Annotated in this window: 26 protein-coding genes; 7 read left to right on the top strand and 19 right to left on the bottom strand. The window is 28.7% G+C overall.

Annotation, left to right across the window (positions count from 1 at the left end; genetic code table 11):
• Positions 1–90: 90 nt before the first annotated feature.
• The 5 genes from J0H68_03235 to carA all read right to left on the bottom strand — a co-directional run bounded on the left by J0H68_03235 (position 91) and on the right by carA (position 6,614).
• Positions 91–594 carry a hypothetical protein gene (locus tag J0H68_03235; protein MBN8827704.1) on the bottom strand — a complete coding sequence of 168 codons (504 nt, stop codon included), beginning with the start codon at positions 592–594 and terminating at the stop codon, positions 91–93.
• A gap of 73 nt (positions 595–667) precedes the next feature.
• Positions 668–1,141 (bottom strand): transcription elongation factor GreA, encoded by a 474-nt coding sequence (gene greA, locus J0H68_03230; protein MBN8827703.1) that lies wholly within the window; start codon positions 1,139–1,141, stop codon positions 668–670.
• A gap of 193 nt (positions 1,142–1,334) precedes the next feature.
• Positions 1,335–2,108: an ankyrin repeat domain-containing protein gene (locus J0H68_03225; protein ID MBN8827702.1), complete on the bottom strand. Its 774-nt coding sequence runs from the start codon at positions 2,106–2,108 to the stop codon at positions 1,335–1,337.
• A gap of 78 nt (positions 2,109–2,186) precedes the next feature.
• Positions 2,187–5,438 carry a carbamoyl-phosphate synthase large subunit gene (gene carB / locus J0H68_03220; GenBank protein ID MBN8827701.1) on the bottom strand — a complete coding sequence of 1,084 codons (3,252 nt, stop codon included), beginning with the start codon at positions 5,436–5,438 and terminating at the stop codon, positions 2,187–2,189.
• A 12-nt stretch (positions 5,439–5,450) separates the two neighbouring features.
• Positions 5,451–6,614: a glutamine-hydrolyzing carbamoyl-phosphate synthase small subunit gene (gene carA / locus J0H68_03215; GenBank protein ID MBN8827700.1), complete on the bottom strand. Its 1,164-nt coding sequence runs from the start codon at positions 6,612–6,614 to the stop codon at positions 5,451–5,453.
• 449 nt (positions 6,615–7,063) lie between these two features.
• Between carA and J0H68_03210 the strand changes: the two genes are divergently transcribed.
• Complete coding sequence (locus J0H68_03210; protein MBN8827699.1) at positions 7,064–8,572, top strand: hypothetical protein; 1,509 nt, start codon at positions 7,064–7,066, stop codon at positions 8,570–8,572.
• A gap of 28 nt (positions 8,573–8,600) precedes the next feature.
• Here the strand turns inward: J0H68_03210 and radC are convergent, their stop codons facing one another.
• Genes radC through J0H68_03195 form a run of 3 tightly spaced genes read right to left on the bottom strand, consistent with a single transcriptional unit; the run spans position 8,601 to position 9,975 of the window.
• Positions 8,601–9,284 carry a DNA repair protein RadC gene (radC, locus tag J0H68_03205; protein ID MBN8827698.1) on the bottom strand — a complete coding sequence of 228 codons (684 nt, stop codon included), beginning with the start codon at positions 9,282–9,284 and terminating at the stop codon, positions 8,601–8,603.
• Positions 9,285–9,295: 11 nt separating this feature from the next.
• A complete protein-coding gene (mreD, locus tag J0H68_03200) occupies positions 9,296–9,796 on the bottom strand; it encodes a rod shape-determining protein MreD (GenBank protein ID MBN8827697.1) in 501 nt (166 codons plus the stop codon).
• Positions 9,793–9,975 carry a zinc-finger domain-containing protein gene (locus J0H68_03195; protein MBN8827696.1) on the bottom strand — a complete coding sequence of 61 codons (183 nt, stop codon included), beginning with the start codon at positions 9,973–9,975 and terminating at the stop codon, positions 9,793–9,795. Before J0H68_03195 ends, mreD begins: the two co-directional genes overlap by 4 nt.
• Positions 9,976–10,145: 170 nt before the next feature.
• Here J0H68_03195 and J0H68_03190 point away from each other — a divergent pair, with 170 nt between their 5' ends.
• Both J0H68_03190 and J0H68_03185 read left to right on the top strand, forming a co-directional pair.
• On the top strand, positions 10,146–11,264 hold the full coding sequence (locus tag J0H68_03190) for an ankyrin repeat domain-containing protein (protein ID MBN8827695.1): 1,119 nt from the start codon (positions 10,146–10,148) through the stop codon (positions 11,262–11,264).
• 19 nt (positions 11,265–11,283) lie between these two features.
• Positions 11,284–12,435 carry an ankyrin repeat domain-containing protein gene (locus J0H68_03185; GenBank protein ID MBN8827694.1) on the top strand — a complete coding sequence of 384 codons (1,152 nt, stop codon included), beginning with the start codon at positions 11,284–11,286 and terminating at the stop codon, positions 12,433–12,435.
• Here J0H68_03185 and J0H68_03180 read toward each other — a convergent pair.
• The 4 genes from J0H68_03180 to J0H68_03165 all read right to left on the bottom strand — a co-directional run bounded on the left by J0H68_03180 (position 12,432) and on the right by J0H68_03165 (position 16,853).
• Positions 12,432–13,124: an SDR family NAD(P)-dependent oxidoreductase gene (locus J0H68_03180; GenBank protein MBN8827693.1), complete on the bottom strand. Its 693-nt coding sequence runs from the start codon at positions 13,122–13,124 to the stop codon at positions 12,432–12,434. The two genes, J0H68_03185 and J0H68_03180, sit on opposite strands and share 4 nt — an antisense overlap.
• Positions 13,125–13,138: 14 nt before the next feature.
• Complete coding sequence (locus J0H68_03175; protein MBN8827692.1) at positions 13,139–13,963, bottom strand: CvpA family protein; 825 nt, start codon at positions 13,961–13,963, stop codon at positions 13,139–13,141.
• A 2-nt stretch (positions 13,964–13,965) separates the two neighbouring features.
• Positions 13,966–14,565, bottom strand: a complete 600-nt coding sequence (gene recR / locus J0H68_03170; GenBank protein MBN8827691.1) for a recombination protein RecR — start codon at positions 14,563–14,565, stop codon at positions 13,966–13,968.
• 95 nt (positions 14,566–14,660) lie between these two features.
• Positions 14,661–16,853, bottom strand: coding sequence for an ankyrin repeat domain-containing protein (locus J0H68_03165; GenBank protein MBN8827690.1), 2,193 nt, complete (start codon positions 16,851–16,853; stop codon positions 14,661–14,663).
• 174 nt (positions 16,854–17,027) lie between these two features.
• Here J0H68_03165 and J0H68_03160 point away from each other — a divergent pair, with 174 nt between their 5' ends.
• Positions 17,028–17,306 (top strand): hypothetical protein, encoded by a 279-nt coding sequence (locus J0H68_03160; GenBank protein ID MBN8827689.1) that lies wholly within the window; start codon positions 17,028–17,030, stop codon positions 17,304–17,306.
• 34 nt (positions 17,307–17,340) lie between these two features.
• On the opposite strand, the gene J0H68_03155 is transcribed toward J0H68_03160, so the two are convergent.
• Genes J0H68_03155 through J0H68_03145 form a run of 3 tightly spaced genes read right to left on the bottom strand, consistent with a single transcriptional unit; the run spans position 17,341 to position 20,139 of the window.
• Positions 17,341–17,667 carry a YbaB/EbfC family nucleoid-associated protein gene (locus tag J0H68_03155; protein ID MBN8827688.1) on the bottom strand — a complete coding sequence of 109 codons (327 nt, stop codon included), beginning with the start codon at positions 17,665–17,667 and terminating at the stop codon, positions 17,341–17,343.
• A gap of 16 nt (positions 17,668–17,683) precedes the next feature.
• Positions 17,684–19,348, bottom strand: a complete 1,665-nt coding sequence (gene dnaX, locus J0H68_03150) for a DNA polymerase III subunit gamma/tau (GenBank protein MBN8827687.1) — start codon at positions 19,346–19,348, stop codon at positions 17,684–17,686.
• A gap of 2 nt (positions 19,349–19,350) precedes the next feature.
• On the bottom strand, positions 19,351–20,139 hold the full coding sequence (locus tag J0H68_03145) for a methyltransferase domain-containing protein (GenBank protein ID MBN8827686.1): 789 nt from the start codon (positions 20,137–20,139) through the stop codon (positions 19,351–19,353).
• Here J0H68_03145 and J0H68_03140 point away from each other — a divergent pair.
• A complete protein-coding gene (locus J0H68_03140; GenBank protein MBN8827685.1) occupies positions 20,104–20,877 on the top strand; it encodes a ComF family protein in 774 nt (257 codons plus the stop codon). The two genes, J0H68_03145 and J0H68_03140, sit on opposite strands and share 36 nt — an antisense overlap.
• Positions 20,878–20,880: 3 nt before the next feature.
• On the opposite strand, the gene J0H68_03135 is transcribed toward J0H68_03140, so the two are convergent.
• The 4 genes from J0H68_03135 to J0H68_03120 all read right to left on the bottom strand — a co-directional run bounded on the left by J0H68_03135 (position 20,881) and on the right by J0H68_03120 (position 24,880).
• Positions 20,881–21,165, bottom strand: coding sequence for a hypothetical protein (locus J0H68_03135; GenBank protein MBN8827684.1), 285 nt, complete (start codon positions 21,163–21,165; stop codon positions 20,881–20,883).
• A 6-nt stretch (positions 21,166–21,171) separates the two neighbouring features.
• Positions 21,172–21,420, bottom strand: coding sequence for a hypothetical protein (locus J0H68_03130; GenBank protein MBN8827683.1), 249 nt, complete (start codon positions 21,418–21,420; stop codon positions 21,172–21,174).
• Positions 21,421–21,488: 68 nt separating this feature from the next.
• Complete coding sequence (locus tag J0H68_03125; GenBank protein MBN8827682.1) at positions 21,489–22,613, bottom strand: 3-deoxy-7-phosphoheptulonate synthase; 1,125 nt, start codon at positions 22,611–22,613, stop codon at positions 21,489–21,491.
• Positions 22,614–22,711: 98 nt separating this feature from the next.
• Positions 22,712–24,880 carry a UvrD-helicase domain-containing protein gene (locus tag J0H68_03120; GenBank protein MBN8827681.1) on the bottom strand — a complete coding sequence of 723 codons (2,169 nt, stop codon included), beginning with the start codon at positions 24,878–24,880 and terminating at the stop codon, positions 22,712–22,714.
• A 79-nt stretch (positions 24,881–24,959) separates the two neighbouring features.
• Here J0H68_03120 and J0H68_03115 point away from each other — a divergent pair, with 79 nt between their 5' ends.
• Both J0H68_03115 and secF read left to right on the top strand, forming a co-directional pair.
• The gene (locus J0H68_03115) at positions 24,960–25,685 is read left to right on the top strand and encodes a hypothetical protein (protein ID MBN8827680.1); all 726 of its coding nucleotides are present in this window, start codon (positions 24,960–24,962) and stop codon (positions 25,683–25,685) included.
• Positions 25,686–25,694: 9 nt separating this feature from the next.
• The gene (gene secF / locus J0H68_03110; GenBank protein ID MBN8827679.1) at positions 25,695–26,618 is read left to right on the top strand and encodes a protein translocase subunit SecF; all 924 of its coding nucleotides are present in this window, start codon (positions 25,695–25,697) and stop codon (positions 26,616–26,618) included.
• The last annotated feature ends 1 nt before the right edge of the window (position 26,619 follow it).

Raw genomic sequence — 26,619 nt, 5'->3', positions numbered from 1 at the left:
TAACTTTTGTACAATTTAATTTAAATAATGTAATTTTTTTATTTTAGAAAAAGATTTTAGGGCTAAATTGGGATTTAGCCCTTATAACATTTACGCAGGTGAGCCTGTTGAATGATCTAAATTTAACTCAGTAAGTGTAGAGTTTAAATTGTCATTTTCAGAAAGTTCATTAGTATTATTTTGGTAATTTCCTTCAAGTTTAATATTTGCATTGAAAGAAAAACTTTCATGTGGGTTTTTGAAATATTCATTTAAAAAAGTAGGGTTTTGGAATACTTTACTAAAATTATTAATATCTTCTAATAAATGGACTGGTAAATTTTTATCAATATCCATTCTAAGAGTTAATTCAGTACCATCTTCATTTTTTAAAGAAACATTTTCATGATTAAGGCTTAAAAGTTTGAATAGGAATAAACTCGGAGAATTTGAAGCTTTAACAAGTTCATTACCATCAACTGCATTTTCAACATGAGTATTATTTAATGTAATTCTTCCTATTTCGTGGTTAACATTATCCATTACTTCAACAGTAAGCTCTTTTTTAGCTAAATTAAAATCAAAATTTAAGCTATAATCTTTATTATTTGACATAAATGCTCCATAAATATTTAGATATGAATATAATTTAAAAATAGTTAAAGGTCAATCAAGAGCTTTACAAATATTAAAGAAATTTAACTTCTAAAATTTCATAATCTCTTATTCCATTTGGTGTGTTAAGCTCAATAGAATCACCTACTGTTTTACCAATTAATGCACGAGCAAGTGGAGAAGCAAGAGAAAGTTTATTTTCTGTGAGGTTTGCTTCATATTCTCCTACAATTTTGTATTGCTTTTCCTCTTCTGTTTCTTCATCAATTAAAGTAACCGTAGCACCAAATTTTATTTTATCACCAGAAAGTTTCTTAACGTCGATAACTTCAGCGCGTGCAATTTTATCTTCTAGCTCAAGAATCCTACCTTCAATAAAGCTTTGTTTTTCGCGAGCAGCATGATATTCCGCATTTTCCGACAAATCTCCAAGGGCGCGAGCTTCTGCTATTGCTTGAATTACTGCAGGTCTTTCAACTGACTTAAGAGCTTTAAGCTCATCGTTCATCATTTGAAACCCTTCAACTGTAATTGGAAATTTATCCATAGTAAAAACCTCATAATATAATCAATCAGCTTATTGTTTTACTAAATTTTATAGAGAAAATAAACAAGAAAATATAAAATTTGAGAAAAAGGTAAGCGTAAATTAATATGTCAGCAACCATTTAGTGCATTAATGATTACTATAATCTTATTTAATTCAGTGATATTAACTAAAAAAAGCTCTTATTTCAATATTATATTTTCTTTACCAGAAAAGAAGTTTTTTTCATTTCATCAAAGTATGACCTAAGTCCACATGTAAACTTTAAGTTACCACTATGATTAATAAATCTTTTCTTAACGCAGGATGGAAAAGAAAAAGCAGCATTGGAATATCTTACAGCTAAATATAAACCTAATAATGTGATAATACTTGTAAAAATGACAGTAGCAGTATTACCCTTTTTAGTGTTGGAAGGGCCTTTTGCTGAGCTTATACTAGAAGTATTAGGATTATTTTTGCATATTTGTAACCTAATTAAATCGGCAGCTTGATCGTTTACTAAACTATCAAACTTTTTAATTCCATGATTAACCTTAATAAATTTTAGATAATCATCAACAGAAATTAAAAAGTTTTCCTGAAGGTTTTTCTCTAATGTATATTGAATATTTAATTTTGATGGAGGAACAGAAAGATCTTTATAATCGTCAATTTTTTCTTTTATTTCTTTATATTTATCAAAAGATTCAACTTTTATATAACGATTATTTAAGTTAAAATTAGTGTAAACTTTTTCCCAGTCACTTTTATATTTTATATCTAAAATTTTTTCCTTTAACATATGAGCGGCTAAAAGGATAGAAACCAGTTCGACGTTTTTATTTCTAAGAGCTATAAGTAAAGTTGAGTCACCAAGGTTATCAGTACTATATATATTAGCTTCATCAACAATTAAAGCTTGTGCTTCTTTAATATTGTTTTCACTAACTGCCTTTATTAAAGCGTCAGATTTACTTAATGACATAACTACCTACCATATAAAATTTTAACAAATTATACATAAATATTAATTGATATCAAGTAAATTAATCAATATTTATAATTAGTTAAATTTTATATATTCCTGGATTGATTTGACTCCAAGGTTATTTCTCTCAAGTTTTAAATATTTAATAGCTTCAACAAGAGCTTTAGCGCCTGTTATTGTAACGCAATGAGGAATTTTCCTCATTAAAGCAGTTCTTCTAATTGAATAACTATCTGCAAGAGTTTTCTTACCTTGAGCTGTATTAATTACTAAACATACTTCTTTTTTATCAATCATTTCAACAATATGTGGGCTACCTTCAGGGACTTTATTCACTAAAATATTATTAATTCCTTTTTCAGTAAAATATTTTGACGTGCCAGTAGTTGCATATATTTTAAACCCAAGTTCCCTTAAAGTCTTAGCGAATTCAGCGGCTATAGGTTTATCTGAATCTTTTACTGATATAAAAATATTTCCTTCTAACGGAATGTCATCGCCAGCAGCATTTTGAGCTTTAGCGAAAGCGCTAGGGAAACTTTCATCAATGCCCATTGATTCACCAGTTGATTTCATTTCAGGGCCTAATATAACATTTACATCTGAAAATCGTGCGAAAGGGAAGACAGGAGCTTTAACAGCAGTATATTGTCCTGGCATTTTATATGTAATATCGGTAATTCCTAATTCTTTTAATGTTTTACCACTCATAATTAATGAAGCAATTTTTGCTACAGGAACGCCAGTAGCTTTAGCAATAAATGGAATTGTTCTACTTGCTCTTGGATTAACTTCTAAAACATAAATGACGTCATCTTTTATTGCAAATTGAACGTTCATTAAACCTTTTACTTTAAGTTCTAAAGCAAGTTTAGTTGATTGTTCAATAATTTGGTCAATCAAATTTTGACTTAATGTATGAGGAGGAATAACGCACGCTGAATCGCCTGAATGAATTCCAGCTTCTTCAATATGTTCCATTATACCGCCGATATAAACATCTTTACCATCACAAATAGCATCAACGTCAACTTCAATTGCATCAGTTAAGAATTCATCAACAAGTAATGGCCCGGTTTCAAATATTTCTCTATATTGATTTAAATAATCTTCTAACTCTATTTTATTTTCGACAACCTGCATAGCGCGGCCACCAAGAACATAAGATGGTCTTACAACTACTGGAAAACCTATTTCTGCTGTTCTTTTTAGAAGCTCTTCTTCACTATCACATGTAAAATTAGTTGGTTGCTTGATACTTAATTTATTTAGTAATTCTTGGAACCTTTTACGGTCCTCTGCTAAATCAATTGAATGCGGCGAGGTGCCAATAATTGGAATATTGTAATTTTCTAAAGTTTTAGCAAGCTTAAGCGGGGTTTGGCCACCAAATTGAAGATTAACTCCAATTAATTCTCCAGCTTCATTTTCTTTATCAAGGATATCTAATACATTTTCTGAAGTTAAAGGTTCAAAATATAATCTATCTGAAGTATCATAATCCGTTGAAACAGTTTCAGGGTTACAATTAATCATAATAGTTTCAAAGCCAGCATCTCTTAAAGAATAAGCGGCATGAACGCATGCATAATCAAACTCGACACCTTGTCCAATGCGGTTTGGTCCGCTACCTAAAATTACAATTTTCTTACGGTTAGTTGGAGTTGATTCGCAATCATTTTTGGAGATTCCATTACCTTCATAACATGAATACATATAAGAAGTTTTTGCTTCAAATTCTGCTGCACATGTATCAATTCTTTTGAAAACAGGTTTTATACCTAAGTTAATTCTGTGTTTTCTAACTTCAATTTCAGATTTATTAGTAAGTTCTGCTAAACGCGAATCAGAAAAACCCATCTTTTTAATTTCATTAAATTCGTACTCGTCAGTTGGTAATCCTTTTGCTTGAACTTCTTTTTCAATTTTTACAATTTGTTCAATTTGACCGATAAACCATGGATCGTATTCAGTTATTTCATGAATTTCTTTTGAGGAAATACCACTTCTTAATGCATCTGCAATTAATAGTAATCTTTCAGGTGTAAGTAGTTTTAACTTCTCACGAATAACATCTTTATTTAAACTCGGTTCAATCGATTTTAAACCATTGTAACCATATTCAAGTGATCTAAACGCTTTTTGTAATGATTCTGCAAAGCTCCTGCCAATTGCCATAGCTTCACCAACAGATTTCATTGAACTTGAAAGTTCTTTTTTTGTTTCAGAAAATTTTTCAAATGTAAAACGTGGGATTTTAGTAACTATATAATCAATTACAGGTTCAAAGGATGCAGGGGTATTACCTGTACAATCGTTCATAATTTCATTTAATGTGTAACCTATAGCCAGTTTTGCTGCTACTTTAGCAATAGGAAAACCAGTTGCTTTTGAAGCAAGTGCAGAAGAACGTGAAACTCTTGGATTCATTTCAATAACAAGCATTCTTCCATCTTTTGGGTTTACAGCAAATTGCACGTTTGAGCCACCGGTGTCTACACCAATTTCTCTTAAGACTGCAATAGATGCATTACGCATTTTTTGATATTCTTTATCAGTTAAAGTAAGAGCAGGGGCAACGGTTATACTATCACCTGTATGAACACCCATTGGATCAATGTTTTCAATTGAGCAGACGATAATACTATTGTCTTCCTTATCTCTTACAACTTCCATTTCGAATTCTTTCCATCCCATTATGGATTCATCGATTTGTACTTCAGTATTTGCAGATGCTGCAAGACCTGATGCAACTATTTCTTTATATTCTTCAAGAGTTCTGGCAATACCGCCACCTGAACCACCTAGTGTAAAAGAAGGACGTATAATTGCAGGAAGCCCAACGTAATCAATTGCTTTTAAAGCTTCTTCAAGTGAATGAACTACGATGTTTTTTGGACATTCAAGCCCAATTTTACTCATTGCTTCTTTAAATAACTGACGGTTTTCCGCTTTTTCAATTGCTTTTGGAGAAGCACCGATTAATTTAATATTATATTTGTCTAAAATACCATTATAGTAAAGTTTTAGCGCGCAGTTTAGAGCGGTTTGTCCACCTACGGTGGGAAGAATAGCATCCGGTTTTTCTTTAATAATAATTTTTTCAACATATTCAGGGGTAATTGGCTCAATGTAAGTGGCATCTGCAACGTTTGGATCCGTCATGATAGTTGCTGGATTTGAATTAATAAGTATAATTCTATATCCTTCATCTCTTAAAGCCTTACATGCTTGAGTACCGGAATAATCGAATTCGCAGGCCTGACCAATTACTATAGGTCCAGCGCCAATAACTAAAATAGATTTTATATCAGTGCGTTTTGGCATAATGTCCTTAATTTATAGCTTTTTATTTAAACTTATCATTTCAAAAAATTGTGTAAATAAATAGTAACTGTCATGTGGTCCCGGAGAAGCTTCAGGATGATATTGAACTGAAAATATAGGCTTGTTTTTAAGCTTTATTCCTTCAATAGAACCATCAAAAAGAGATTTATGTGTAATGAGTACATCAGATGATAAAGTGTCTTCATCAATTGCAAAACCATGGTTTTGGCTACTTATTTCAACTTTTCCGCTTTCAAGGTTTAAAACAGGATGATTTGCTCCTCTATGACCTTGTTTCATATGATATGTTTTACTACCTAACGCTAAACCTAAAAGTTGATGGCCCAAACAAATTCCAAAAATAGGAAGGTTGTTTTCGATTAAAGCTTTTATTGTGTCGCCAGTATATTTGAATGTTTCGGCCGGATCACCAGGCCCATTTGAAAGTAATATACCATCTGGGTTATATTTTTTAATTTCTTCAAATGTGCTGTCAGCAGGAACTACTATTAATTTTACACCAAATGATTTTAAACAGCGTAGAATATTTAACTTAACGCCATAGTCAATTACGACAATTGTGTAATCAAATTGCACATTATTAATTTTTTCATCTTCGTAAAGACCATCTTTCCATTCAAAAGTTTCTTTAGTTGAAACAGGCTTTGCAAGCTCTTTACCATCCATTTCAGGAGTAGCCTTAAGTTCATAAAGTGAGGTGTTTAATAGTTCTTGAGTTAGGTTATCGCTATAAACAATAGCCACCATTTGCGAACCTTCTTTACGTATTTTTTTAGTAAGATTTCTGGTATCTATACCATATATCCCAGTAATATTATTATTTTTAAGCCAGTTTTCAAAATGTTCTTCTGATCTAAAATTAGAAGGATCGGTAATTTTATTGCGTAAAATCAAACCTTTAGCTACAATTTTTAAACCATCATTATCAAATTTATTGCATCCAACGTTACCAATATGAGGAAAGGTAAAAGTGATTATTTGTTCAGAATAAGAGGGGTCGCTTAAAGTTTCTTGATAACCTGTAAGCCCGGTATTAAAGCAAATTTCGCCTATTTTTGTACCTTTTTCACCAATTCCATTGCCAAAAAACACGTCACCAGATTTGAAAATAAGTGCTGAATTCGAAAATTGAGGGATGCTAAAATTACCAGACATTTATAAATATAAATAATATAATTAAACCGTTGGAAATTTAAGGTTTTTTTCGCTACCTGTCAAGAATTAATTAAGGGTCAATGCGAAAATAAAAATATATAAATAGATTTTATAATTAAATGTAAAAATAGTTACTAAAAATTAGTATAAAGTTTTATATTTAAATTTATATCAGCTATTAAGTGACATTATCTCAATCACTTATAATAAACTTTTAAATTATTTACTTAAAATAAGTAAGTTAATTTTAATATATAAGATAAAGCACTATTTTTCAGAATATAAAATTGTAAACTTAAAGTAATTAATTAAGTTATAAATTTTTTGCCATAAAGATCAGTAAGTAATAATAAAATAAAAAATTAGTTAAAAAATTAATTTTTATTTAAGCTAAATTCATTTACAATTAAATTAGAGGTGCAAGTTAAACGTTAATGATGGTAACTAAAATGATGAAGAAAAGTACCGATGCTAATAGTTTCTTACAATTTAACAAGAATGCTCACGTATCATTGAAAAGCTTTGAGAGAAACGTAGAAAATGAATTTAAAATTTTAAAGGTTGCTTTAGAAAACGCTTCAAAAACAGGAACTGGTGAAAAAGAACTTTTAAGAAAGTTTGCGATTACACTTAAAAGTTTACATGCGCAATGTTTAATAACTGTTTCTTCAAATGCATTTGGTGCAGCTCTTGAACATGTTTCTTATGATATGGATAAATTGAAGGTACTTAATAAATTAAAAGAAAAATATTTTCCTTCACACTCTATTATGAAATATAAATATTTAGATCAGTTCTTAAAATTAAATACCTTTAATTCTGCCTTACAAAATTCAACTGATGAATTAGCTGATGAATTTATGAATTTAGCTAATTGCATTGACACTAAAGGAAATATAACTGATTTAGAAAATTATAACAAAATTGTGAAACAAATTAAGGGCGTTATTACAAATAATATTAAAGATACTTTAAAGTCTGGGCCATGGAATTACTTTAAAGATGATAATTTAGTGCAACAGGCTGTAAACGATGCATTGAAAGATTTAGATAAATTTTTAAAAAGTAAAGATTTTATTAATACTCTTATTAATATAAAAACTTCAGAACAGGATAGAAACATTGGAAAGATTCTTGCAAAAAATGAAGCCTTAAGTGCTTTAATTTCAGCAAATGCAACTTCCTTATTATTAGCTGGTCTTACAGGCCCAGCAGTTGCTTTCATGACCTTTGGATTAAGTCCTTTTGCAATTGCTGCAGCCGTAGGTAGTATTGGTTTAGGGGCCGCAGGTTTTACACTCGGAAATAAGTTTATAAATAATGGTTACTTAAAAGTTAAAAATGCGAAAGAGTTAGCAGTTTATGTAAAAGAAGCAGAAGCCTTAGAAAAAATTTCAAAACAACATTTTGATGATGCTATAGATATTGACGAAATGAATTTTAAAGAGCTTAAAAATACATTAAGTAACGGAACAAAAGAAATAGAACTTTTAGCTGAGCAATTAGAAGAAACTTTTAAAGCATACACTGCTATAGATGTTACTTTAGAAAACGCCGATCAATCTTCTGCTAAAAAAAGTAATAATGTAGCCTCTAACACGTCTACTCTTAATTCCTATAAACCTGTAGGTAAAAACGGAAATAGTCAAAATACTTTAAAACCATCATTAGTTGCAACTTTAAGTGAAAAAGTAGAGCAATATAAAAGTGGAAAAATTAAGTTTAGTGAATTTATTAAAAGTGTAAGTAAATTATGCGAGGGATTTGGAACTGTTAAAACAAGTTTAAATAAACAAGAGCAAGCTGAATTGAATAAAGCACTTACTTCAGTGCAAGATACCTTAAAAACGGGTAAAAATAAGCATCCGATTTTAAATAATACATTAAATGTACAAATTCAGAAAATAGAAAAAACTATAGCGAAGATTTTAAACCCAGGTATGACTAAAGCTTCCTAAGTTTTGTAATTAAAATAGTGGATTAATTTTAAATTATTCCACTATTTTTAAAGCTAAAATGATAATTATTTGAAACTATTAAATGATCGTAAAGTTTTATCCCAAGAGAACTGCAAAGTTTATTAATTTCCTCAGTCATTATAATATCAGTTTTTGAAGGTTTGCAGTTACCGCTTGGATGATTATGAATTAAAATCATTGCCGTCGCGTCTAATGTAACAGCTCTTTTAATTAATTCTCTAGGGTAAACAGGGGTGTGATCCACAGTTCCAGTTTCCTGTAATTCATCAGTTATTACCATATTTTTTTTATTTAAATAAAGAACACGAAATTGTTCAGTTGAAATATGTCCCATGGTTAAACGTGCATATTCTAAAAGAGCGCTCCATGATTCAATGATCGGTTTAGTTATAATTTCTTCTTTTTGCATTCTGGCAGCAACTTCATGCATTAATTTAAGAGAAGCAATAGTACTTTCTCCAATTCCCTTTATAGTCATAAGTTGATTTGGTGTGGCACACAAAACTCTCGTAATGCTGCCAAAAATTTTAATGAGTTCTTTTGCTAGTGGCTTAACATCCCCTCTAGGTTTTGAAAGAAATAAAATCATTTCAAGTAATTCATAATCAGGAATTGTTCCAGGTCTTGAATTCATTAGCCTTTCTCTAACTCTTTTACGATGACCAAGATAATGTTTATTTTCATCAGCCATAAAAATAATAATTAGCGATTTTCAGAATGAATGATTTTGTCGAAGATATAGAAAAACATTGGGAAAATAAAAAGAGTAGCGAATTGTGAAATTGTTATTGCTTCCAAATTAACAGCTTTTTTCTGAACACCTAAGAATATTAATAAATTGAACAAGGTAGTTATTAAAATGCAAATAGCAAAACCTAACCAAGTGAATAGAAAATTAAAGGTAAAAAATCTACGTTTATGATGAATAACTAAATGCATAATAATAAGATAAGTAATACTAGAAGTTCCTAATAAATTACCATAAATTGCATCTTCAACCAGCCCATATATAAGTAAATATAAACTAGGTATTGCTCTTGGAAAAAATAAACTTATTTGAAATATTAAAATACTTAAAATACTTGGTAAAATTTTCTTTAAATCAGTTACCCAAAGGGTTTGGCTGAGCAGTAAAAGAAATATGCTTATGAAGTAAAATATATAACGAATTCTAAATCTGTATACTTGAATGTTACTACTCATGAGTGATTCTTTTCGTTATTATGATTTTCAAGAATAAATTTCATACTACAATAGGGGCAAGTAGCTTCAATGGCTTCACCCATATTCATGTAAATTTTAGGATGACCTATTTTTGGGTTTTCACCTTCGCATGAAACTGCTTTTGAATTTACGTAAATAATTCTTTCTTCAGAAAACATATGATTCCTAATATTGTTTTTTAAACATTAACTTATAGTTAAAAATAATTCAAGTAAGAAGTTATTAACGTAAATTCTTATAATTATACTAAAATAAAAAAAAGATTTACATTAACTTTAAATTATTATTCCATATTAAATATAAATGCTTAAAACAGTGGGAGTAAATAATGTCAGTAAACCAAAATTCTATTGATTATAAATCAATTATTCAGCAAGCAATAAATGAAGGCAATGTAAATGAGGTAATAAAAAATCTTATAAATGAAGGGATGGATGTAAATATAAAAATTGGAATTACAGAAATTACTCCTTTTATATTAATTGCAGCTTACGGTAATAAAGAAACATTAGAGTGGTTATTTGATAGAAAGGGAATAAATTTTTTGGCAGAAGCTTGGAATGGAAGCTCGCCACTACATTGGGCAGCAAGAGAAGGAAACATTGAAAATATAGAATATTTACTGTCATATAACTTTAATTCTGAATTTAAAGATGCTTTAGGTTTAACACCCATATTCTATGCAGCTGATAAAGCTCAAGAAAATGCTATAAAAATATTATTAGAGCACGGTGCAAATATTGAATCAAAAAATAATTTTGGTGAAACACCTTTATTATGGGAAGCACATTTTATTGATAATTCATTAAATAAAAGGCTTAAATTACTACTTGAAAATGGTGCTGATGTTAATGCTATTGATGAAAATGGTACAAGTGTATTTTCACGAATTGTACAATTAAATGATGAATCATTAATTGATTTAATGCATAAATATAATGTTGAAATAAATGAGAATGAGCTTTTATATGCGGTTACTACTTCAACAACGACTTTAGATAAATTATTCGATTTATATAATTTTGATGTAAATACTGCACATAGTAATGGTTATTCTTTACTACATCATGCAATAAATAATGGTTATAAAGATAATGCTTTATGGCTAATAAAAAATGGAGCTAATTTAGAAGCACGATTCGATAATGCTACCCCATTACAACATGGAATTGATTTTATTCAGCTTTTAAGAGAAAAAGCAAAGAATGATTTAAGTACTGATTTCTATCAAATTCGTGAAAATGAAATTATTGAAACAATTAAAGCTATTTTAAGCGATGAAAGTATAAGTATATCTTTAGCTGAAAGAGAAAACGCGCAGCAAAAATTAAGCGATTTATTACTCTTAAATGACCAAGTTGAGAATGATGAAGTAATTGCTTCAAGTTATGATGATTTAAATCATGAAGAGATTAGTGAAGGTGCATCTATCGATTATTATATTTAATTACGTTTCTTGAGGTAACATGGAAAATTATAATTTAAAATTATATGAAGAAATAATGCAGTCGGTATATAACCACACATTAAGCCAAAAAATAAGAGAATTACTAGAAAATAATTCATTTAATGTAAATGATGTTTTGCAGTTTCAAGGTAAAACTTTGTTTCATATCGTAAGTCAATATGGAGATAAAAAGGATTTAGATTTTTTAATAGAAAAAGGTAGCGATATATTTGTTGTAAGTGAAAATGGTGCAAATGCTTTACATTTTGCTTCGATAAACGGAAATATTGAAAATATAAAGTTTTTATTAAGTTTAGGTTTCGACTCAAATTCATTAAATAATAATTATATAACTCCACTTCATTATGCTTGTAACGAGTTTAACTCTAATTTTCCTGAAACTGTAAAGGTGTTAATTGAAAACGGAGCAGATATAAATTTTAAAAAATATGATTGGACAAACACACTTTTATTAGAAGAAATAAGCCGTGGATCGAAAAATGGTCATATTAACAGAATTAAAGTTTTACTGGATAATGGTGCAATATTAGATGAAGAAAATGAGTTCGGAATAGCTAAAGCGCTTGGATTTTGGAATGAAGATTATTCTGAAATAATTGACGTGTTATATAGTTATAGAGCTAAGCTTTTACCAAAAACAATTTTTAATACGGTAAATCATTCCGATTATCCAATAGAACATTTAAGTAAACTTTATGAAATATATAAATTTGATATAAATGTTTGTAATGAAAAAGGCAATAATCTTTTATTTGATGCAATGGTTTATAATAATAACAGTAAACAAACCATAAATTGGCTTCTTGAAAAAGGTATTAAGTACAAAGCTAATAATGAAGGTGTAACGCCTATTCAAAATGCTATCGCTGACATTGATTTGGGCAGACAATACGCTAATTATTTTTCTGAACATAGGAAAGATTTTATACATGTTGAAAATAGAACGATCGAAAATATTAAAATATTATTAGAAAGTGATAAGTTAAATATTTCTGAAGATGAAAGGGAATTGGTTGCTAATAAGATTACTCAATTAACAGAAGATAATTTCTGGAATGATAGTAGTGAAATTAAAGAAGCTTTAGCTGAATCAGAATTTACTCAAGCTAATGAAACATTAAGTGTTGAAGAACTAGATTATTATATTTAATAATCTAGTTCTTCAACTACTTCTTCGCAAGCAAGTTCAACAAATTTGCTTGCTATATTTTCAGGTTTTAGAAGTAATTCTTTATTTTCGCCAGGCATGGCTTTATGACGAAGTTTTGTGTCAACAATGCCGGGGTCAATTAAATGAAGTTTAACATTGGGATTCCCAATTTCCTTACTAAAACTTGTAATCATTGCATTTAATGCAGCTTTGCTAGCTCCATAAATCGAATAGAAGGCTTCGTTAGTAACAGCGTGTTCACAAGTTGTAAAAATCATTTTGCCGTTTGAAGATAATTTAACTAAAGGATAAAGATATTTTATTAAATAAAAATTAGCAGTAAAATTTGTTTGCATAACATCATTAAAAATTTCTTCTGACATTTGTTGCAATGGCATTAATTCACCTAATATACCTGCATTACTAACTAAAATATCTAACCTTTTAAAGCGGTTGAATATATTTTCAGCAAGGCTTGGGAAAGCTTTAAAATCCTTTACATTTCCTTTAACCAAAATTGCGCCATTAGAATTATATTTTCTTATTTCATCATCTATTTCTTCAAGTTTTTTTATAGATTTACCAAGTAAAATAATTTCTGCACCTTCTTTAGCAAATTCAATAGCAACGCTTTTACCAATTCCGGATGTGCCACCAGTTATAAGAGCAACTTTATTTTTAAGTTTCATTATATTCCTATTTTTTAATCAGATTTTGGATGTTCTATATTATCTAGTAAACGTAGGATTTCCTTGTATTTAGTATATGAAAGTTTTTTATTTACATCTTCATTACTAAAAAATTCTCTTAATTCATCCATTAACATTTCTTTTTCTGCAGGACTTGCGCTATTAATTCTGTCCATTAAAGATTTTATTTTATCCTGTTCGCCGATTTGGGATATTGATTCAAGAAGTTTATTTTGAAAATCATTGTGAGTTTCTTTAACAGGAGCTTGATTGGTAATTAAAAAACCTTCTATTTTCTTCCACCAGTTTTCTGGTAAAACAGCAATTATATTTTTTGAGGTTTCAAATAAATGGCTATTTAATTGGCTACCTAATATCCATTTTGGTAAGCGTTCATTGTTAATGCTGAATTGATAAGGCCAAGCATGATTTTTAATTTGTAAGGCTTCTGTAAAGCTAATTATTGAAATATATAAGAATGAACTTAAAACAACACCTCTAACCAATCCAAACCAACCACCGAAGGTTCTATCTACTGCACCTTTGTTAATAAAATTAAGCAGACGTATTATATAAAATTTAATTATTGATAATATTATGAAAGTAGCTAAAAAGGTACTTATAAAAGCTGCGTATTCCGCGATATCTTTATTTGTCACATGACGTTGCACAATGGGTAATGCTAGGTAAGAAAAATATGTAGCTGTAACTATTGAAAGTGTAAGCCTTAAAAGAGATAAAAAAGTTTGAAGGAAACCTTTAACAATGCCAAGAAGTACTGATAAGGTTACTAAAATAATAATAAAATAATCAAAAGAATTAAATAACGCTAGTTTCATTGTTAATCACTACATACAGTTTGTCTAGAGGAAATGGCCGCAGATAAAGTAAGCTCGTCAAGGTAATCAATTTCACCGCCAACTGGAATTCCATAAGCTAAGCGTGAAATTTTAATATTAAATCCTTTTATTCGTTCGGTAATATAATGCGCAGTAGTTTTACCTTCAACCGTTGCATTATTCGCTAAAATGACTTCTTCTATTCCTTCATTTTCAATTCTTCTTATTAAAGAATCTATGGCAAGTTGATCTGGTCCAATACCATCAATTGCAGATAAAGTGCCACCTAAAACATGATATGTGCCATCAAAAAAACCTCCTTTTTCAATAGCCCAAAGATCCCCAATTTCTTCCACTACACAAATTTGTGTATGAGTACGTCTATTGTCAAGGCACACGTTACAAGGGTTAGAAATATCAAGGTTATTACAAACTCTACAATTTTGAATATTATTTAATACTTCATCCATAGTAGAAATAAGGGGGGTAAGAAGCTTATTTTTATGCTTTATTAAATGTAATACAATTCTCCTGGCTGAACGTGGTCCTAGCCCAGGCAGTTTTGAAAATAAATTTATTAACTTTTCAAGGTCGTTATTCAAAAATTACTCCGAAACGAAATCATATATAAATTCTATAATATTTTTATTCAAATAATTCTATAAAAAATTATATAACTTATTTAAATTTATAAAAATTATTTTTCTAATGTTACAAAATAATTTTTACTTGTACTAATTGAGTTTAGTTCATTTTTATACCGAAAAGCTTTAATTATATCTTCTTGTGGATTATTTAAAACTTTAAACAGCTCAATCTCAGGTAAAATGGACTTTAATACATCTTTTACTTGCAATTCGCTTACTTCAGCAAATTTATTTAGTAGTTCTATAAGATTTTCAGGGTTAATTTTATAATTAGTATCTTTTATAAACTGATAAAATAATGTTTTTGTAAATTCTCTCGGATCTTTATTAATATCTTTAGTAGGTTTATGAGTAATTATCGTAAAATCATCTTCTATGAATTCGCCTGAATCTATTTCAATTATATCTATATAAGTTTTTGGTAATATAGCTAATAAAATATCCTTTTTTCTTAAGCGATATTCAGAACTAAATTGTCTAATAATATCATAAAAATTTTTATCACTTACCGTAATATTTTTAGATTGAATATATATTTTAAAGGTTTCACGGATCTCTTGCCGCGGTAAGTTTGCAAAAATTAAACGCTCACTCAATTGTTCGTGTGAATCAATATCTGCCGCAATTTCAAATCTATCAGTTTTTAAGTCTAATCTATTTAAAATTTCCATAAATGGTTTTGTTGCTTCTAACCACTTATCATAAATATTATGTAACTTAATTATATCATTTTTTGTAAATAATAGGTTACTTTCAATATTTTGTGCAGCATTTATAAAAAACTCTGGTAAATATTCATTTTTATTATTATGAAATATTTTATATGCGCATATTAAGGAAAAAATATTATCTCCATATTTTTCGCTTAATTTGAATGAAAGCTTCAAAGGTGAATCATTTTTATTATCTTTAATTTCTAAGTCAGGGTTATTGGTAAGTAATAGTTCAACTGCCTTTATATTATTTTTCTTTATAGCGTAGTGTAATGGAGTGCTTCCATTTAAATCTTGAGCGTTCAAATCTGTTCTAGCGACTAGTAAGATTTTTAGCATTTTAAGCCTATTTTTTGGCTTTTTTAGTAATAAAAGGTGAAGAGGGGTGATTTTAGCATTTAAAGGTATATCGCTATTTTGTTGGCAATAATTATAACCGTTAATATTAATATTAGCTTTGTATCTTAGTAATAAAATACAACTATCAATTAAATTATTTTTAACAGCTTTGTGTATTGGAAAAATATTTTCCATATTGCCAATATTTGGATCAGCATTATTTTCTAATAAAAATTTTATAAAAGGAATAGAAAGTTTTTTTTCAATAGCAAGACTAAGAGGAGTTTCTCCTATGCTATCTTGTATATTAATACCAACATTACGTTTATTATTTTTGCCATATTCAATTAAATTTTGTATGAAATCATGAGCTTCATAGTAAAAGCCATAATGAATAGGCAAATTACCACTGGAATTAGGCGATAATGGGTGAACTCCATTTTCAATAAGTAATTCTATTAGTTTAATATCTGAATAATGTATTTTGGCAACTTTATGAAGGAGAGATTCATGGGGATCATCTTCAAAACTGTTTTGATCTTTTATAATTGTTAAATGTTCTATTAAAAGTTTTACTATTGGAAAATTTTTTCTTTGCACTGCTCTTTCTAATGGTGTGAATTCATCTGAGTTTCTAAGTTCTAAATTAGGCTTATACTTTAAAAAGAACTTTGCCATTATTTTATTATCTGCATTTACCGCAATATATAGCGGTGTTTGATTTGCTGAAACATAATCTCCTAAAATATTTCTTTTCTTACCACCTTGAATATTAATGTCAGCCCCATGGTCTAATAATAACTTAGCTATTTCTGTTGAAGGTTGTAAAGCTGCACAATGAAGTGGAGTTGATTCTAAATCATCTTTTAAATTTGGGTTTGCTCCATTTTCTAATAAAAATTCTACTATATGTATTTCCCTACTTTTTACTGCAAGATGTAAAGGTGTTACTCCTTTAGAAGTTTTACAATTTATATCTACAATTTTACTCTCAATTATGTGTTTGACTGCTTCAAACTTTTTATACTCAGTGGCAAGATGTAATATATTTATTTCATCGTACGAAAGCGTTAAGTTTTTAAATGTAATTAATAACTTAAGTTCTTGAAAATTACCTGATTTAATAGTTTGTAAAATTGTGTCATCACGTTTGTTTATCTCGTGATTTTTAGGAATAATATTAATTTTCATGGCTAATATAATAATTTAAGTTAATTAAATTTTTAGATTAGTTCTAAAATTTATATAATAAAGTTAAAAATGTCACTAAAAATTAAATTCTGTAAAGAATTAAAAAATATTAATTGAAATTAATTCAAGGTTAAGGTATTAATTATTGGTAACTAATACTTAAAATGAAATTCTATGAGCGATATCGTTCCAGATGATGAGATCAATGTTGATGATTATATTATCTTTATTGCCATAGCAGGAGGGTTAATTGTAATATTGTCTTTATTAACGGCAGCATTTTGTATTCCAATTAACGGTCGGAATTTATTTGATCGATGCTTTTCTTTAAATATTATTCCACGGCTTGAATTAAAACCTAATGAGATTGAAATTTTAGAAAACAATAGAATTAAAGAAGAAAATAAATTAAAAAACATCGATCAACAAATCATTGCAGATTTAAATCACTAATATTTATTATTAAAATCTTTGTTAAAAAGTTCAACTAGAACGGAAATTTCATTCCAGGAGGGAGAGGCATTCCACCCATTGCGCCTGACAACATTCCCTCAGCTTCTGAATCAGCTTTCTTTTTAGCGTCATTAAAAGCTGCCATTACTAAATCTTCTAACATTTCAGGATCTTCAGGATTTATAATACTTTTATCAAGTTTAACTGATTTAATGATTCCATTACCATTTATAGTAACTTTAGCCATTCCACCGCCAGAAGTACCTTCATAAATGGTTTGCTCTAGCTTATCTTTCATTTGCGCCATGTTTTTTTGCATTTCTTGCGCTTGTTTCATTATCTTTCCAATATTAAAGCTCATTTAAATCTCCTTCAATTTATTGGATTGTTTCTTCGGTACTCACAGAAACTATCTCGGCACCTGACAAATTGTCAAGCAAACTTTTAATGTTTTTATTAGTTTTAGCATGCTCAATTTGTTGCATTAAATTAATTTGTTCTTGTTCATCTATGGGTTTATCGCCCAATGATTCTGATTTAATTACTTCCCAATCAACACCAGTATGATCCTTTAAAAACTTACGTAATTGCAAGTGAATAATAAGCTTTTCATCAGGATTAGCTTCCTCAAATTTTGATAAATTAATTTCAATATAATTTGTATCAAATTTGACTAAGCTACCGTAGAACCTAAGATTGTTTAGCAAATCATAATTTTTTTGACTAGCTAATAAATCTAGTATTTCGATATAGGAGGTTGGATTAGAAGAAAATTCTTTCTTAGCTTGAATAATATTAGTTCTCTGTACGGCGCTTGATACTGTTTCACTTTTAGCGGAAATTGTAGATTTTATATTATTATTGCCATTTAAGGTTAAGGGTTCAGAATTATTTAATAAATCAATTGGGGTAGGGTAATGGGTAACAAAACAGAGACGTGCCATTACCATTTCCAAAGCCATGTATTCATGTGGTGAATTACGAACTTCTTCTAATCCTTTAAGTAACATATTCCAAAGTCGAGTTATAACCGGCATTGAGAGTCTTTCAGTTAAATTATTTGCAAATGCCTTTTCATCCTCATTTAAATAAACTGCGTTTTCAGAATTTAAATCATTTTTTCTAAGAGTAATAAAGTGAGTTAATTCAAGTAATGATTCAATTAAGCTTACAGGTTCACCACCTTTAAGAGCACATTCTTTAATTTTTTCAAAAACTTTTTCTACATTACCAGTTAAAATTTCATTTAAAAATTCAAGCATAAATTTATTAGAAGTTCTGCCAATGAGTTCTTGAACTACTTGCTCTGTAATATAATAGCGTTTGTCAGTATAGCTATGGTTAATGGCTTGATCTAGAAGAGACAAAGAATCTCTTACCGAACCTTCACTACTAGAAGCTATCATCATTAAGGCATTTTCTTCAAATTCAATTTTTTCTCTATCGCATATATTAGATAAATGTTCTTTAATTTCTTCAGTAGAAAGTCTTCTAAGTTCAAATTTTTGACAGCGAGAAAGAATGGTAATAGGAATTTTTCTAAGTTCAGTTGTAGCAAAAATAAAAATAACGTGTGCAGGTGGTTCTTCTAATGTTTTAAGTAAAGCATTAAATGCTTTAATTGAAATCATATGCACTTCATCGATTATAATAACTTTATATCTTGCAGAGATTGGAGCATATCTAGTGAAATCTATAATATCTTGAATATCCTCAATACCAGTTTTACTAGCGCCATCTATTTCTAAAATATCAGGGTGTCTATCTTCAGTTATTTGAGTACAGTGAATACATTTACCGCAAATGTCTATTGTGGGTGATTTAATGTCACCTTCGTTACCTATACAATTTAAAGATTTAGCAATAATTCTAGCAGTTGTTGTTTTTCCAACGCCTCTAATACCTGTAAATAAATAAGAATGTGCAAGACGATTGTTTGCAAAGCTACTTTCAAAGAATTTAACCATTGTATCTTGGCCTTTTAAATCCTTAAAGCTTAAAGGCCTATATTTTCTTGCAAGTACAAAGTATTTCTTTTCCATTATTACTCCTTAAATCCGGTAGCTGTTATTATTTCAAAGGTGGTTTTTAGCTTACCATTAATTCCGTGTAAATTATGATAAATTTCATTTAAAATTGGCAGATCATTTTTATTTATAGTGTAATTTGCTTTTTTAAGTAAGCAATTACTTTCTCCCATAAATCTCAAATCGTGCATTAGTTTTACAATATTATTATACTCAATATCAATATAAAAATTATCAACTATTGGTTTAGAAAAGTTCGCTCTTTGCATAAGGGCGGCCATATCTCTTATGTCAATCATAGGGATAATATGAGGAGATACTCCAGATTTATGGTTCATTTCAAAATTTAGAAAAACCTCTCTTAATTCTTCTAATGTTCTACCACCAAAAATTATAAATATAAAAAGCCCATTAGGTTTAAGGATTTTCTTAGTTTGGCTTAAAAAACCAGGTAAATCATTTATAAAATGACCATTCAAGACGCTAAATATTAAATCAAAGCTATTTTCTTTAAATGGCAAAGCTTCATCATCGCATACTAAATTTAAATTTGCTTGCTTGGCTAGAATATAATCAAACTCAGTTGTAATTAATTTATTAATTTTTTTGGGAATAAGATCAAGAAAGTAATTATATCGAGCGCCTATATTTAAAGCGTTATCAAATACTCTTGTTTCAAAATCATTTAATCTATCTTTAATATTTTCATTTGCAATTTTAATCAAAAAATCATAATCATTGCTTTGAATGTTTTTTAAAGCACGTTTTCTATGAAGTATAAAGCTTTTTCGATCAAAGATTTGCATATTAAAGATAGTTTTAAATTCTATTTTAAGATATTTTCTAAAGCTATTGATATTATTTTTCCACCTAAATGTTTATTTTGCCAAAAAATAATTTTAGATCATCTTACCATTTGTAGCGATTGTTTTAAGGAAATAGAGTTTGTTGGTAAAAATAAGTGTAAAAGATGTGCAGTACCTCTTAAATATGATTATGGGGAAGAAATAGAATGTGCAAGATGTATTGAGTCGTCTCCTGTTTATAATAAACTGCACGCCATCTTTTATTATGGCGATTACTTAAAAGAGGCAGTTCATAAATTTAAGTACACTGATAAAACCTCTTATAGTAAATTCTTTTCTACTTATATGGTGAGATCGATTTCTAACGAATTCAAAAATTTTGATTATTTGACTTATGTGCCATTACATTATTTGAAAATTATAAAACGTAAATATAATCAATCTAATCTGCTTGCAAGGAATGTTTCTCGCTTAATAAATATGCCAGTTATTCATGCTTTAAAAAGAGTGAAAAATACTGTACCCCAAAATAATTTAAAATATACTGAAAGACAAATAAATGTTAAGGACGTTTTTGTATTTAATAAAAAAATTTCTAATAAAATAAAAGGTAAAAATATTCTTTTAATTGATGATGTAGTAACAACCGGTTCAACAGTTAATGAATGCGCTAAGATTTTAATTGAAGCAGGTGCAAATTCAGTTAGTGTATTATGCATCGCAAGGGCTTATGTCTAATTATTACAACAAATACTCGTTATCACTTTCATTAATAGAAGGTGAGTTTATAACTGGAATTAGCGATGGTTTTAATTCAAATGTTACTATTTTATCTTTATAATTAATTTGAAACCAGTAAGAATCCGATTTAGGCTCTAATTCATTTTGTTTTGAAACAAAAGTGGGATCTTTTATTATTTCCCTATATTCTTCAAGCAATTTAGGATAATTATTTTGTGCTTTAATGAGCTCAACTAATTCTTCCATTAAACTTGAATTGGCTTCTTCAAGGTCTTTTAAGCTCATAAATTATTAATTATAAGTGGTTTCAATTTCAGTTATTTTTGTATTAATGTTAATAGAGATTTCAGGTGAATCGGTAGTATTTAAATCTTCGTACCATCCTGCTTTAATGGCAGAGGTAAATTTTATTGCTTCTAATTTAGTAAAACCCCAGACTTTACCTGTAATAAAATCACTTGTATCGATAACAAATTCTTTAGTAAAATTAGCAAGGTTTTTAATAATGCAGAAACTTCTATTTCCAAAATTTTTTATCATTTAAAATTCCTTATAATTTATAATTTTGATCAAACTTAAGTAATTTGCTAAAATAAATCAATTACTTTTTATAAAGATTTTAAAAGTTCAAGCGTTTGATGTTTATTTAATCTTGGATCGCAAAGACTTAAATAAGGCTCTTCATTAGGTTCATTTTGCTTAACACATTCGCTAACATTCTCATAGGTCATTTCTAAATGAAGGCCTGAAGGTAAAATATTATTATCTGAACAAATATTAAAAAAGAGTTTTACTTCACTAATTATATCATTGAAGCTTCTTCTTTTAATATCGTTTTCATCTTTATAAGTGTTACCATGTAGTGGGTCGCATATCCAAATAATATTATAATTCATTTTTTGCGTATATTTAAGAAGGCTAGGGAGCTTCTTGTGAATGTTCTTAACACCCATTCTGCTGATAAATATTAATTTATTATTTTCATTATTAGGATTTAGTTTATTTACAATAAAATCAATTTCTTCTTTTGTCGTGCTGGGTCCAATTTTAATACCGATTGGATTAATTACCTTTGAAAATAATTTAATATGATAACTATTGATAAAACGCGTTTTATTACCAATCCAAATAAAATCTCCTGAAGAAGAGTAGTAATGGTTATCTTTTTGTCTTATTAAGCTTGCTTCATAAGGAATAAGTAGCCCTTCATGAGAAGTATAAAAATCTAAGTTTAAATCGTAAATCTTTTTGGCATGTTCATAACCTTTAATCATTCTTAACGGGTCAGGTTTTCTATCTTCTTTATTAAATTCGAATCCATTAATTAAATCTCCTTTATAAACCTCAAAGGTAGTGCCATTAATTGTTTCGTATTTTTGAGATCTAGGTTTTGCAAATTGGCCAGCAATTCTGGCTATTTTTATAGTTTTTTTATATTTAGCTTTAAGAATTTCAGTAATTTCATTAAAAAATTCTTCTGTTTTTCTACCATAGGTTGTAGGGTCGTTTAATATAGGTTCAGCGCAATCCCCACCTTGGATAATAAAACTATCCTCATTCAAATTTGCTAATTTTTGTCTTAATGTTAGAATTTTATCAAAACTTGCAATAGGTTGAAAGGAGGCTAGTTTTTTTGCAATTTCATTCAATAAATCAATATTTTCGTAAATAGGCTGTTGTTTTGCATTTATATTACTCTCAAAATCAACGTTCCAATTCTTAACTGGCATCATATTAATAGTATATAATTTTAATTTATACTATTTATACAAAGGCTTTTAAATAATTACCAGCTTTAAAATCGAATTATATAAATTAAGCTTATATAAGTTTAATCAAATTTAAGAAATTCTTGCTTAATTGTTTTGATGCCATTCTTTTCAAAAACTACCTGAACGTTATCACCGCTTATAGCAATTACTCTACCAAAACCGAATTTGCTGTGTGACACACGTTGATTAATTTTTATAGTGTTGTTGTTAACATTATTTGTGTTACTTAAAGTGTTACTTGAAGTTTCAGGAGAGGCTACCTCAGTAGTTGATTGAGGTTTGTTAAGCCCAAAATTACTAATAGAATTATAATTTAAGCTTTGGCAAATTGCCTTAGGTAATTCAAGTAAAAATCTTGAAGGTTCAGAATCTTGCCATGAATTATAAATTCTTCTTCTAGCCACAAAGGTAATAAATACCTTTTGTTTTGCTCTTGTAAGCCCAACATAAGCTAAGCGTCGCTCTTCTTCAAGATCATTTGCAGTGTCACCTTCTCTTAAACTTGGAAAAATACCTTCTTCCCATCCTGGAAGGAATACTACTTCAAATTCTAACCCTTTCGCTGCGTGTAAAGTCATGATGCTAATATAATTTCCTGTAATATCAGCATTATTATCATTAACAAGGCTTACATGTTCTAAAAATTCGCTAATACTATTAAATTCCTGCAAAGCTCGATATAATTCTTTTAAGTTATCAAGTCTACCTTGAGCTTCTAAGGAATTTTGCTTTTTCCACATTTCAATATAGCCGGATTCCTTTAAAATATCTTCCACTACTAAATGATGGTCTTTTTCAGCAAATTCTTGCTGCCATTTCTTAAAATAATTTATTAAATCACCAAGTTGTTTAGCTGTTTTACCAGTAATAATAAGATTTTTAATCATTATTTCACTTGCTTTAAAGAGGCTGACATTATTTACAAGAGCAAAATTTTGAATTTGGGAAATGGTAGTATTTCCAATACTTCTTTTCGGTGTATTAATAATTCTCTCAAAAGCTAAATCATCATTATTATTTATGGTTACACGAATATAAGCCAAAGCATCCTTAATTTCTAACCTTTCATAGAATTTAAGTCCACCAATCACTTTATATGGAATTGAGTTGCGAACAAAGCTTTCCTCGAAAGACCTTGTTTGGAAACCTGCACGAACAAGAACTGCGGCATGAGAATATTCGTGACCATTATATATTAAATGCTTACTAATTTTACTACAAAAATCGGCTTCTTCTTGGTCATTCCATAAATTTGCTACAAATATTTTTTCACCGACATTGCCTTCAGACCATAAAGTTTTGCCTAAACGGTTTTTATTATTTGCAATAATTTCTGAAGCGGCTGCGAGAATGTTTTGTGTAGATCTATAATTTTGTTCAAGTCTAATAAGTTTTGCTTTCGGGTAATATTCAGAAAACTTAAGAATATTATCAACTTCTGCGCCCCTCCAACCATAAATTGATTGGTCATCATCACCAACACAACAAATATTTTGGGTTCTTTCAGCTAGCATTTTTATAAGAATATATTGGGCAAGATTTGTATCTTGATATTCATCTACATGGATATATTTGAATTTACTTTGATAATGTTCTAAAATTTCTGAATTATTTTTAAAAAGATTTACAACGTAAAGAAGTAAATCTCCAAAATCTACTGAATTTGAAATAAAAAGCTTATTTTGATATAGCTTATAAATCTGCATTGCAATTCTATGATTTGCATTTGAGCTATTATATTTATCAAGTACAACTTCATTAGGGTTTAAAGCTGCATCTTTCCATGAATTAATTATCCATAAAATTGATTTGGGATTATGTTTTTTTGGGTCAACATGGATTTGCTCCATAATATTTTTAATAAGCCTAATTTGATCGTCGGCATCAATAATATTAAAATCAGTATTTAAGCCAATATTTGAGGCATGAATTCTAAGGATTTTTGCGCATATTGAGTGAAATGTTCCAATCCAAAGGCCATCTACAGAAACAAATTGCGCTATTCTATGTTTCATTTCATTAGCAGCTTTATTTGTAAATGTTACGGCCAAAATTTGATTTGGAAAGGCTAGCCTTTTATCAATAATATTGGCAATTCGTGTAGTTAAAACTTTAGTTTTACCAGTTCCTGCACCTGCTAAAACAAGAAGAGGGCCATCAATTGTAGTGATAGCCTCAAGTTGCTTAGGGTTTAAGTTCTCAAGTAAATTTGATGTGTCAATATCCATAAAACTCAATAGACAAAATTAATTTCTCACGTTAAAGATATATAATCTAAATATAAAATTATTGGTAGTATATTTTAGTATGGAGATTCTTACCATTGAAAATTTTTTAAGTTTTATCACTATTTTAGGGATAGAAATTATTTTAGGTATTGATAACCTAGTTTTTATAGTTGTTGCAGTTCACAATTTAAATACAATTGATCGTGAAAGAGCAAGAAATATAGGTTTAACAATAGCAATGTTTTGTAGGATAATTACCTTATTTATTGCATTTTATATAAAAAACTTAACTAAGCCTTTATTTATTATTTTTAATCAGCCTATTTCACTATCCTCAATTTTAATGATTTTAGGAGGTGGATTTTTAACTATTAAAGGCTTTAGCGAGCTTTATGACCTTAAGAAAACTATTAATAATCCTAAAATTGTTAAAGTTAAAAGCGATTTTAAAGGGGTGATCTTGCAAATAGTATTTATTGATCTTGTACTTTCATTTGATTCAATAATGGCTGCTATTGCAGTTACTGATTATATGTATTTAGTTGTTATTGCAATAATAGTGACAGTAATAATAATGACATTTCTTTCAAGAAAACTTGGAAAACTTATTTATAAATATAAATCCTTTAGAGTACTTGCTTTAGCTACAATTACTTTATTAGGAATTTCATTAATTTTTAATGGTATTGGTGTTACAATTGCAAGGTCGAGCTTGTATTTAGCAATTTTCTTTGCTATTACCTTTGAAGTATTAAGAATATATATAACAGAAGTAAATAAATTTGATTCACAACAAAGTAATTAGAGTAATTTTATGCAATTATTTCCACTACGTTTAATCCCAGATACTACAAAAATTAATTTTATAAAATATAGATATATTAATTACTTTGTTTCAGCCTTTATTGTTATTTCTACTATTTTGTTATTGCTTACTAAAGGTTTAAATTTAGGTATTGATTTCGCTGGTGGAATAATAATTGAAGCGAAAATTAGTGATAAAGATTTTAGCGTAGGAAACCTTAGAGAGAATTTAAGTGATTTAAATGTTAAAGATGTTTCAATTTACAATTCTTCTTCACCACAAGATGTAGTAATAAATGTTGGAGCTACAGAAAAAGAAGGTAATCAGCAAAAAATTGTTGCCGATATTAAACAGATGATGCTGGAAAAGTATAAAAATGTTGATTTTAGAAAAATTGATTATGTTGGCCCAAAAGTTGGTTCAGAGTTAATAAAAAATGGATTTATAGCAACAATTATGGCTTTTATAGGGATTTTAATTTATTTATGGAACCGTTTTGATTTAGAATATAGCATAGGTGCTATTTTAGGGCTTATTCATGATGCAATTGCTACTATGGGCTTTTATAGTTTAACAGGTCTTGAATTTAACTTAACTTCAATTGCTGCAATTCTTACAATAATCGGATATTCGGTTAATGATGCAGTAGTAATATATGATCGTATTAGAGATAATAAACATAAATATTTTAAAACTCCATTTCCTGAAATTATCAATAGAAGTATTAATGATACCCTTTCGAGAACTACTTTAACTGTTGCTACAACACTTCTTGCAAATTTATCGCTTATATTATTTGGTGGTGAAGTTGTAAAAAGTTTTAGTTTTGCGATGTTCTTTGGTATTTTAATTGGTACATATTCTTCAATTTTCATTTCTGCTCCTGTACTTCTTAATCTAAGATTTACCAAGGCTCAAACGGTAAATAGTTAGA

This window comes from Sphingobacteriia bacterium (assembly GCA_017304685.1).
GTDB lineage: Bacteria > Pseudomonadota > Alphaproteobacteria > Rickettsiales > 33-17 > JAFKLR01.
Note: the sequence above shows the minus strand (reverse complement) of the source record. Positions and strands in the feature narration are given on the sequence as shown.

Coding starts and splice junctions, on each gene's coding strand:
- J0H68_03185 (MBN8827694.1), top strand. CDS start 11,284: ATGGAAAATTATAATTTAAAATTATATGAAGAAATAATGCAGTCGGTA.
- dnaX (MBN8827687.1), bottom strand. CDS start 19,348: ATGGAAAAGAAATACTTTGTACTTGCAAGAAAATATAGGCCTTTAAGC.
- J0H68_03195 (MBN8827696.1), bottom strand. CDS start 9,975: ATGTTTTCTGAAGAAAGAATTATTTACGTAAATTCAAAAGCAGTTTCA.
- J0H68_03115 (MBN8827680.1), top strand. CDS start 24,960: ATGGAGATTCTTACCATTGAAAATTTTTTAAGTTTTATCACTATTTTA.
- J0H68_03130 (MBN8827683.1), bottom strand. CDS start 21,420: ATGATAAAAAATTTTGGAAATAGAAGTTTCTGCATTATTAAAAACCTT.
- mreD (MBN8827697.1), bottom strand. CDS start 9,796: ATGAGTAGTAACATTCAAGTATACAGATTTAGAATTCGTTATATATTT.
- J0H68_03225 (MBN8827702.1), bottom strand. CDS start 2,108: ATGTCATTAAGTAAATCTGACGCTTTAATAAAGGCAGTTAGTGAAAAC.
- carB (MBN8827701.1), bottom strand. CDS start 5,438: ATGCCAAAACGCACTGATATAAAATCTATTTTAGTTATTGGCGCTGGA.
- J0H68_03210 (MBN8827699.1), top strand. CDS start 7,064: ATGATGAAGAAAAGTACCGATGCTAATAGTTTCTTACAATTTAACAAG.
- J0H68_03180 (MBN8827693.1), bottom strand. CDS start 13,124: ATGAAACTTAAAAATAAAGTTGCTCTTATAACTGGTGGCACATCCGGA.
- secF (MBN8827679.1), top strand. CDS start 25,695: ATGCAATTATTTCCACTACGTTTAATCCCAGATACTACAAAAATTAAT.
- J0H68_03190 (MBN8827695.1), top strand. CDS start 10,146: ATGTCAGTAAACCAAAATTCTATTGATTATAAATCAATTATTCAGCAA.
- J0H68_03125 (MBN8827682.1), bottom strand. CDS start 22,613: ATGATGCCAGTTAAGAATTGGAACGTTGATTTTGAGAGTAATATAAAT.
- J0H68_03175 (MBN8827692.1), bottom strand. CDS start 13,963: ATGAAACTAGCGTTATTTAATTCTTTTGATTATTTTATTATTATTTTA.
- J0H68_03235 (MBN8827704.1), bottom strand. CDS start 594: ATGTCAAATAATAAAGATTATAGCTTAAATTTTGATTTTAATTTAGCT.
- carA (MBN8827700.1), bottom strand. CDS start 6,614: ATGTCTGGTAATTTTAGCATCCCTCAATTTTCGAATTCAGCACTTATT.
- J0H68_03160 (MBN8827689.1), top strand. CDS start 17,028: ATGAGCGATATCGTTCCAGATGATGAGATCAATGTTGATGATTATATT.
- J0H68_03140 (MBN8827685.1), top strand. CDS start 20,104: ATGAAGTATAAAGCTTTTTCGATCAAAGATTTGCATATTAAAGATAGT.
- J0H68_03135 (MBN8827684.1), bottom strand. CDS start 21,165: ATGAGCTTAAAAGACCTTGAAGAAGCCAATTCAAGTTTAATGGAAGAA.
- J0H68_03145 (MBN8827686.1), bottom strand. CDS start 20,139: ATGCAAATCTTTGATCGAAAAAGCTTTATACTTCATAGAAAACGTGCT.
- J0H68_03155 (MBN8827688.1), bottom strand. CDS start 17,667: ATGAGCTTTAATATTGGAAAGATAATGAAACAAGCGCAAGAAATGCAA.
- radC (MBN8827698.1), bottom strand. CDS start 9,284: ATGGCTGATGAAAATAAACATTATCTTGGTCATCGTAAAAGAGTTAGA.
- J0H68_03165 (MBN8827690.1), bottom strand. CDS start 16,853: ATGAAAATTAATATTATTCCTAAAAATCACGAGATAAACAAACGTGAT.
- greA (MBN8827703.1), bottom strand. CDS start 1,141: ATGGATAAATTTCCAATTACAGTTGAAGGGTTTCAAATGATGAACGAT.
- J0H68_03120 (MBN8827681.1), bottom strand. CDS start 24,880: ATGGATATTGACACATCAAATTTACTTGAGAACTTAAACCCTAAGCAA.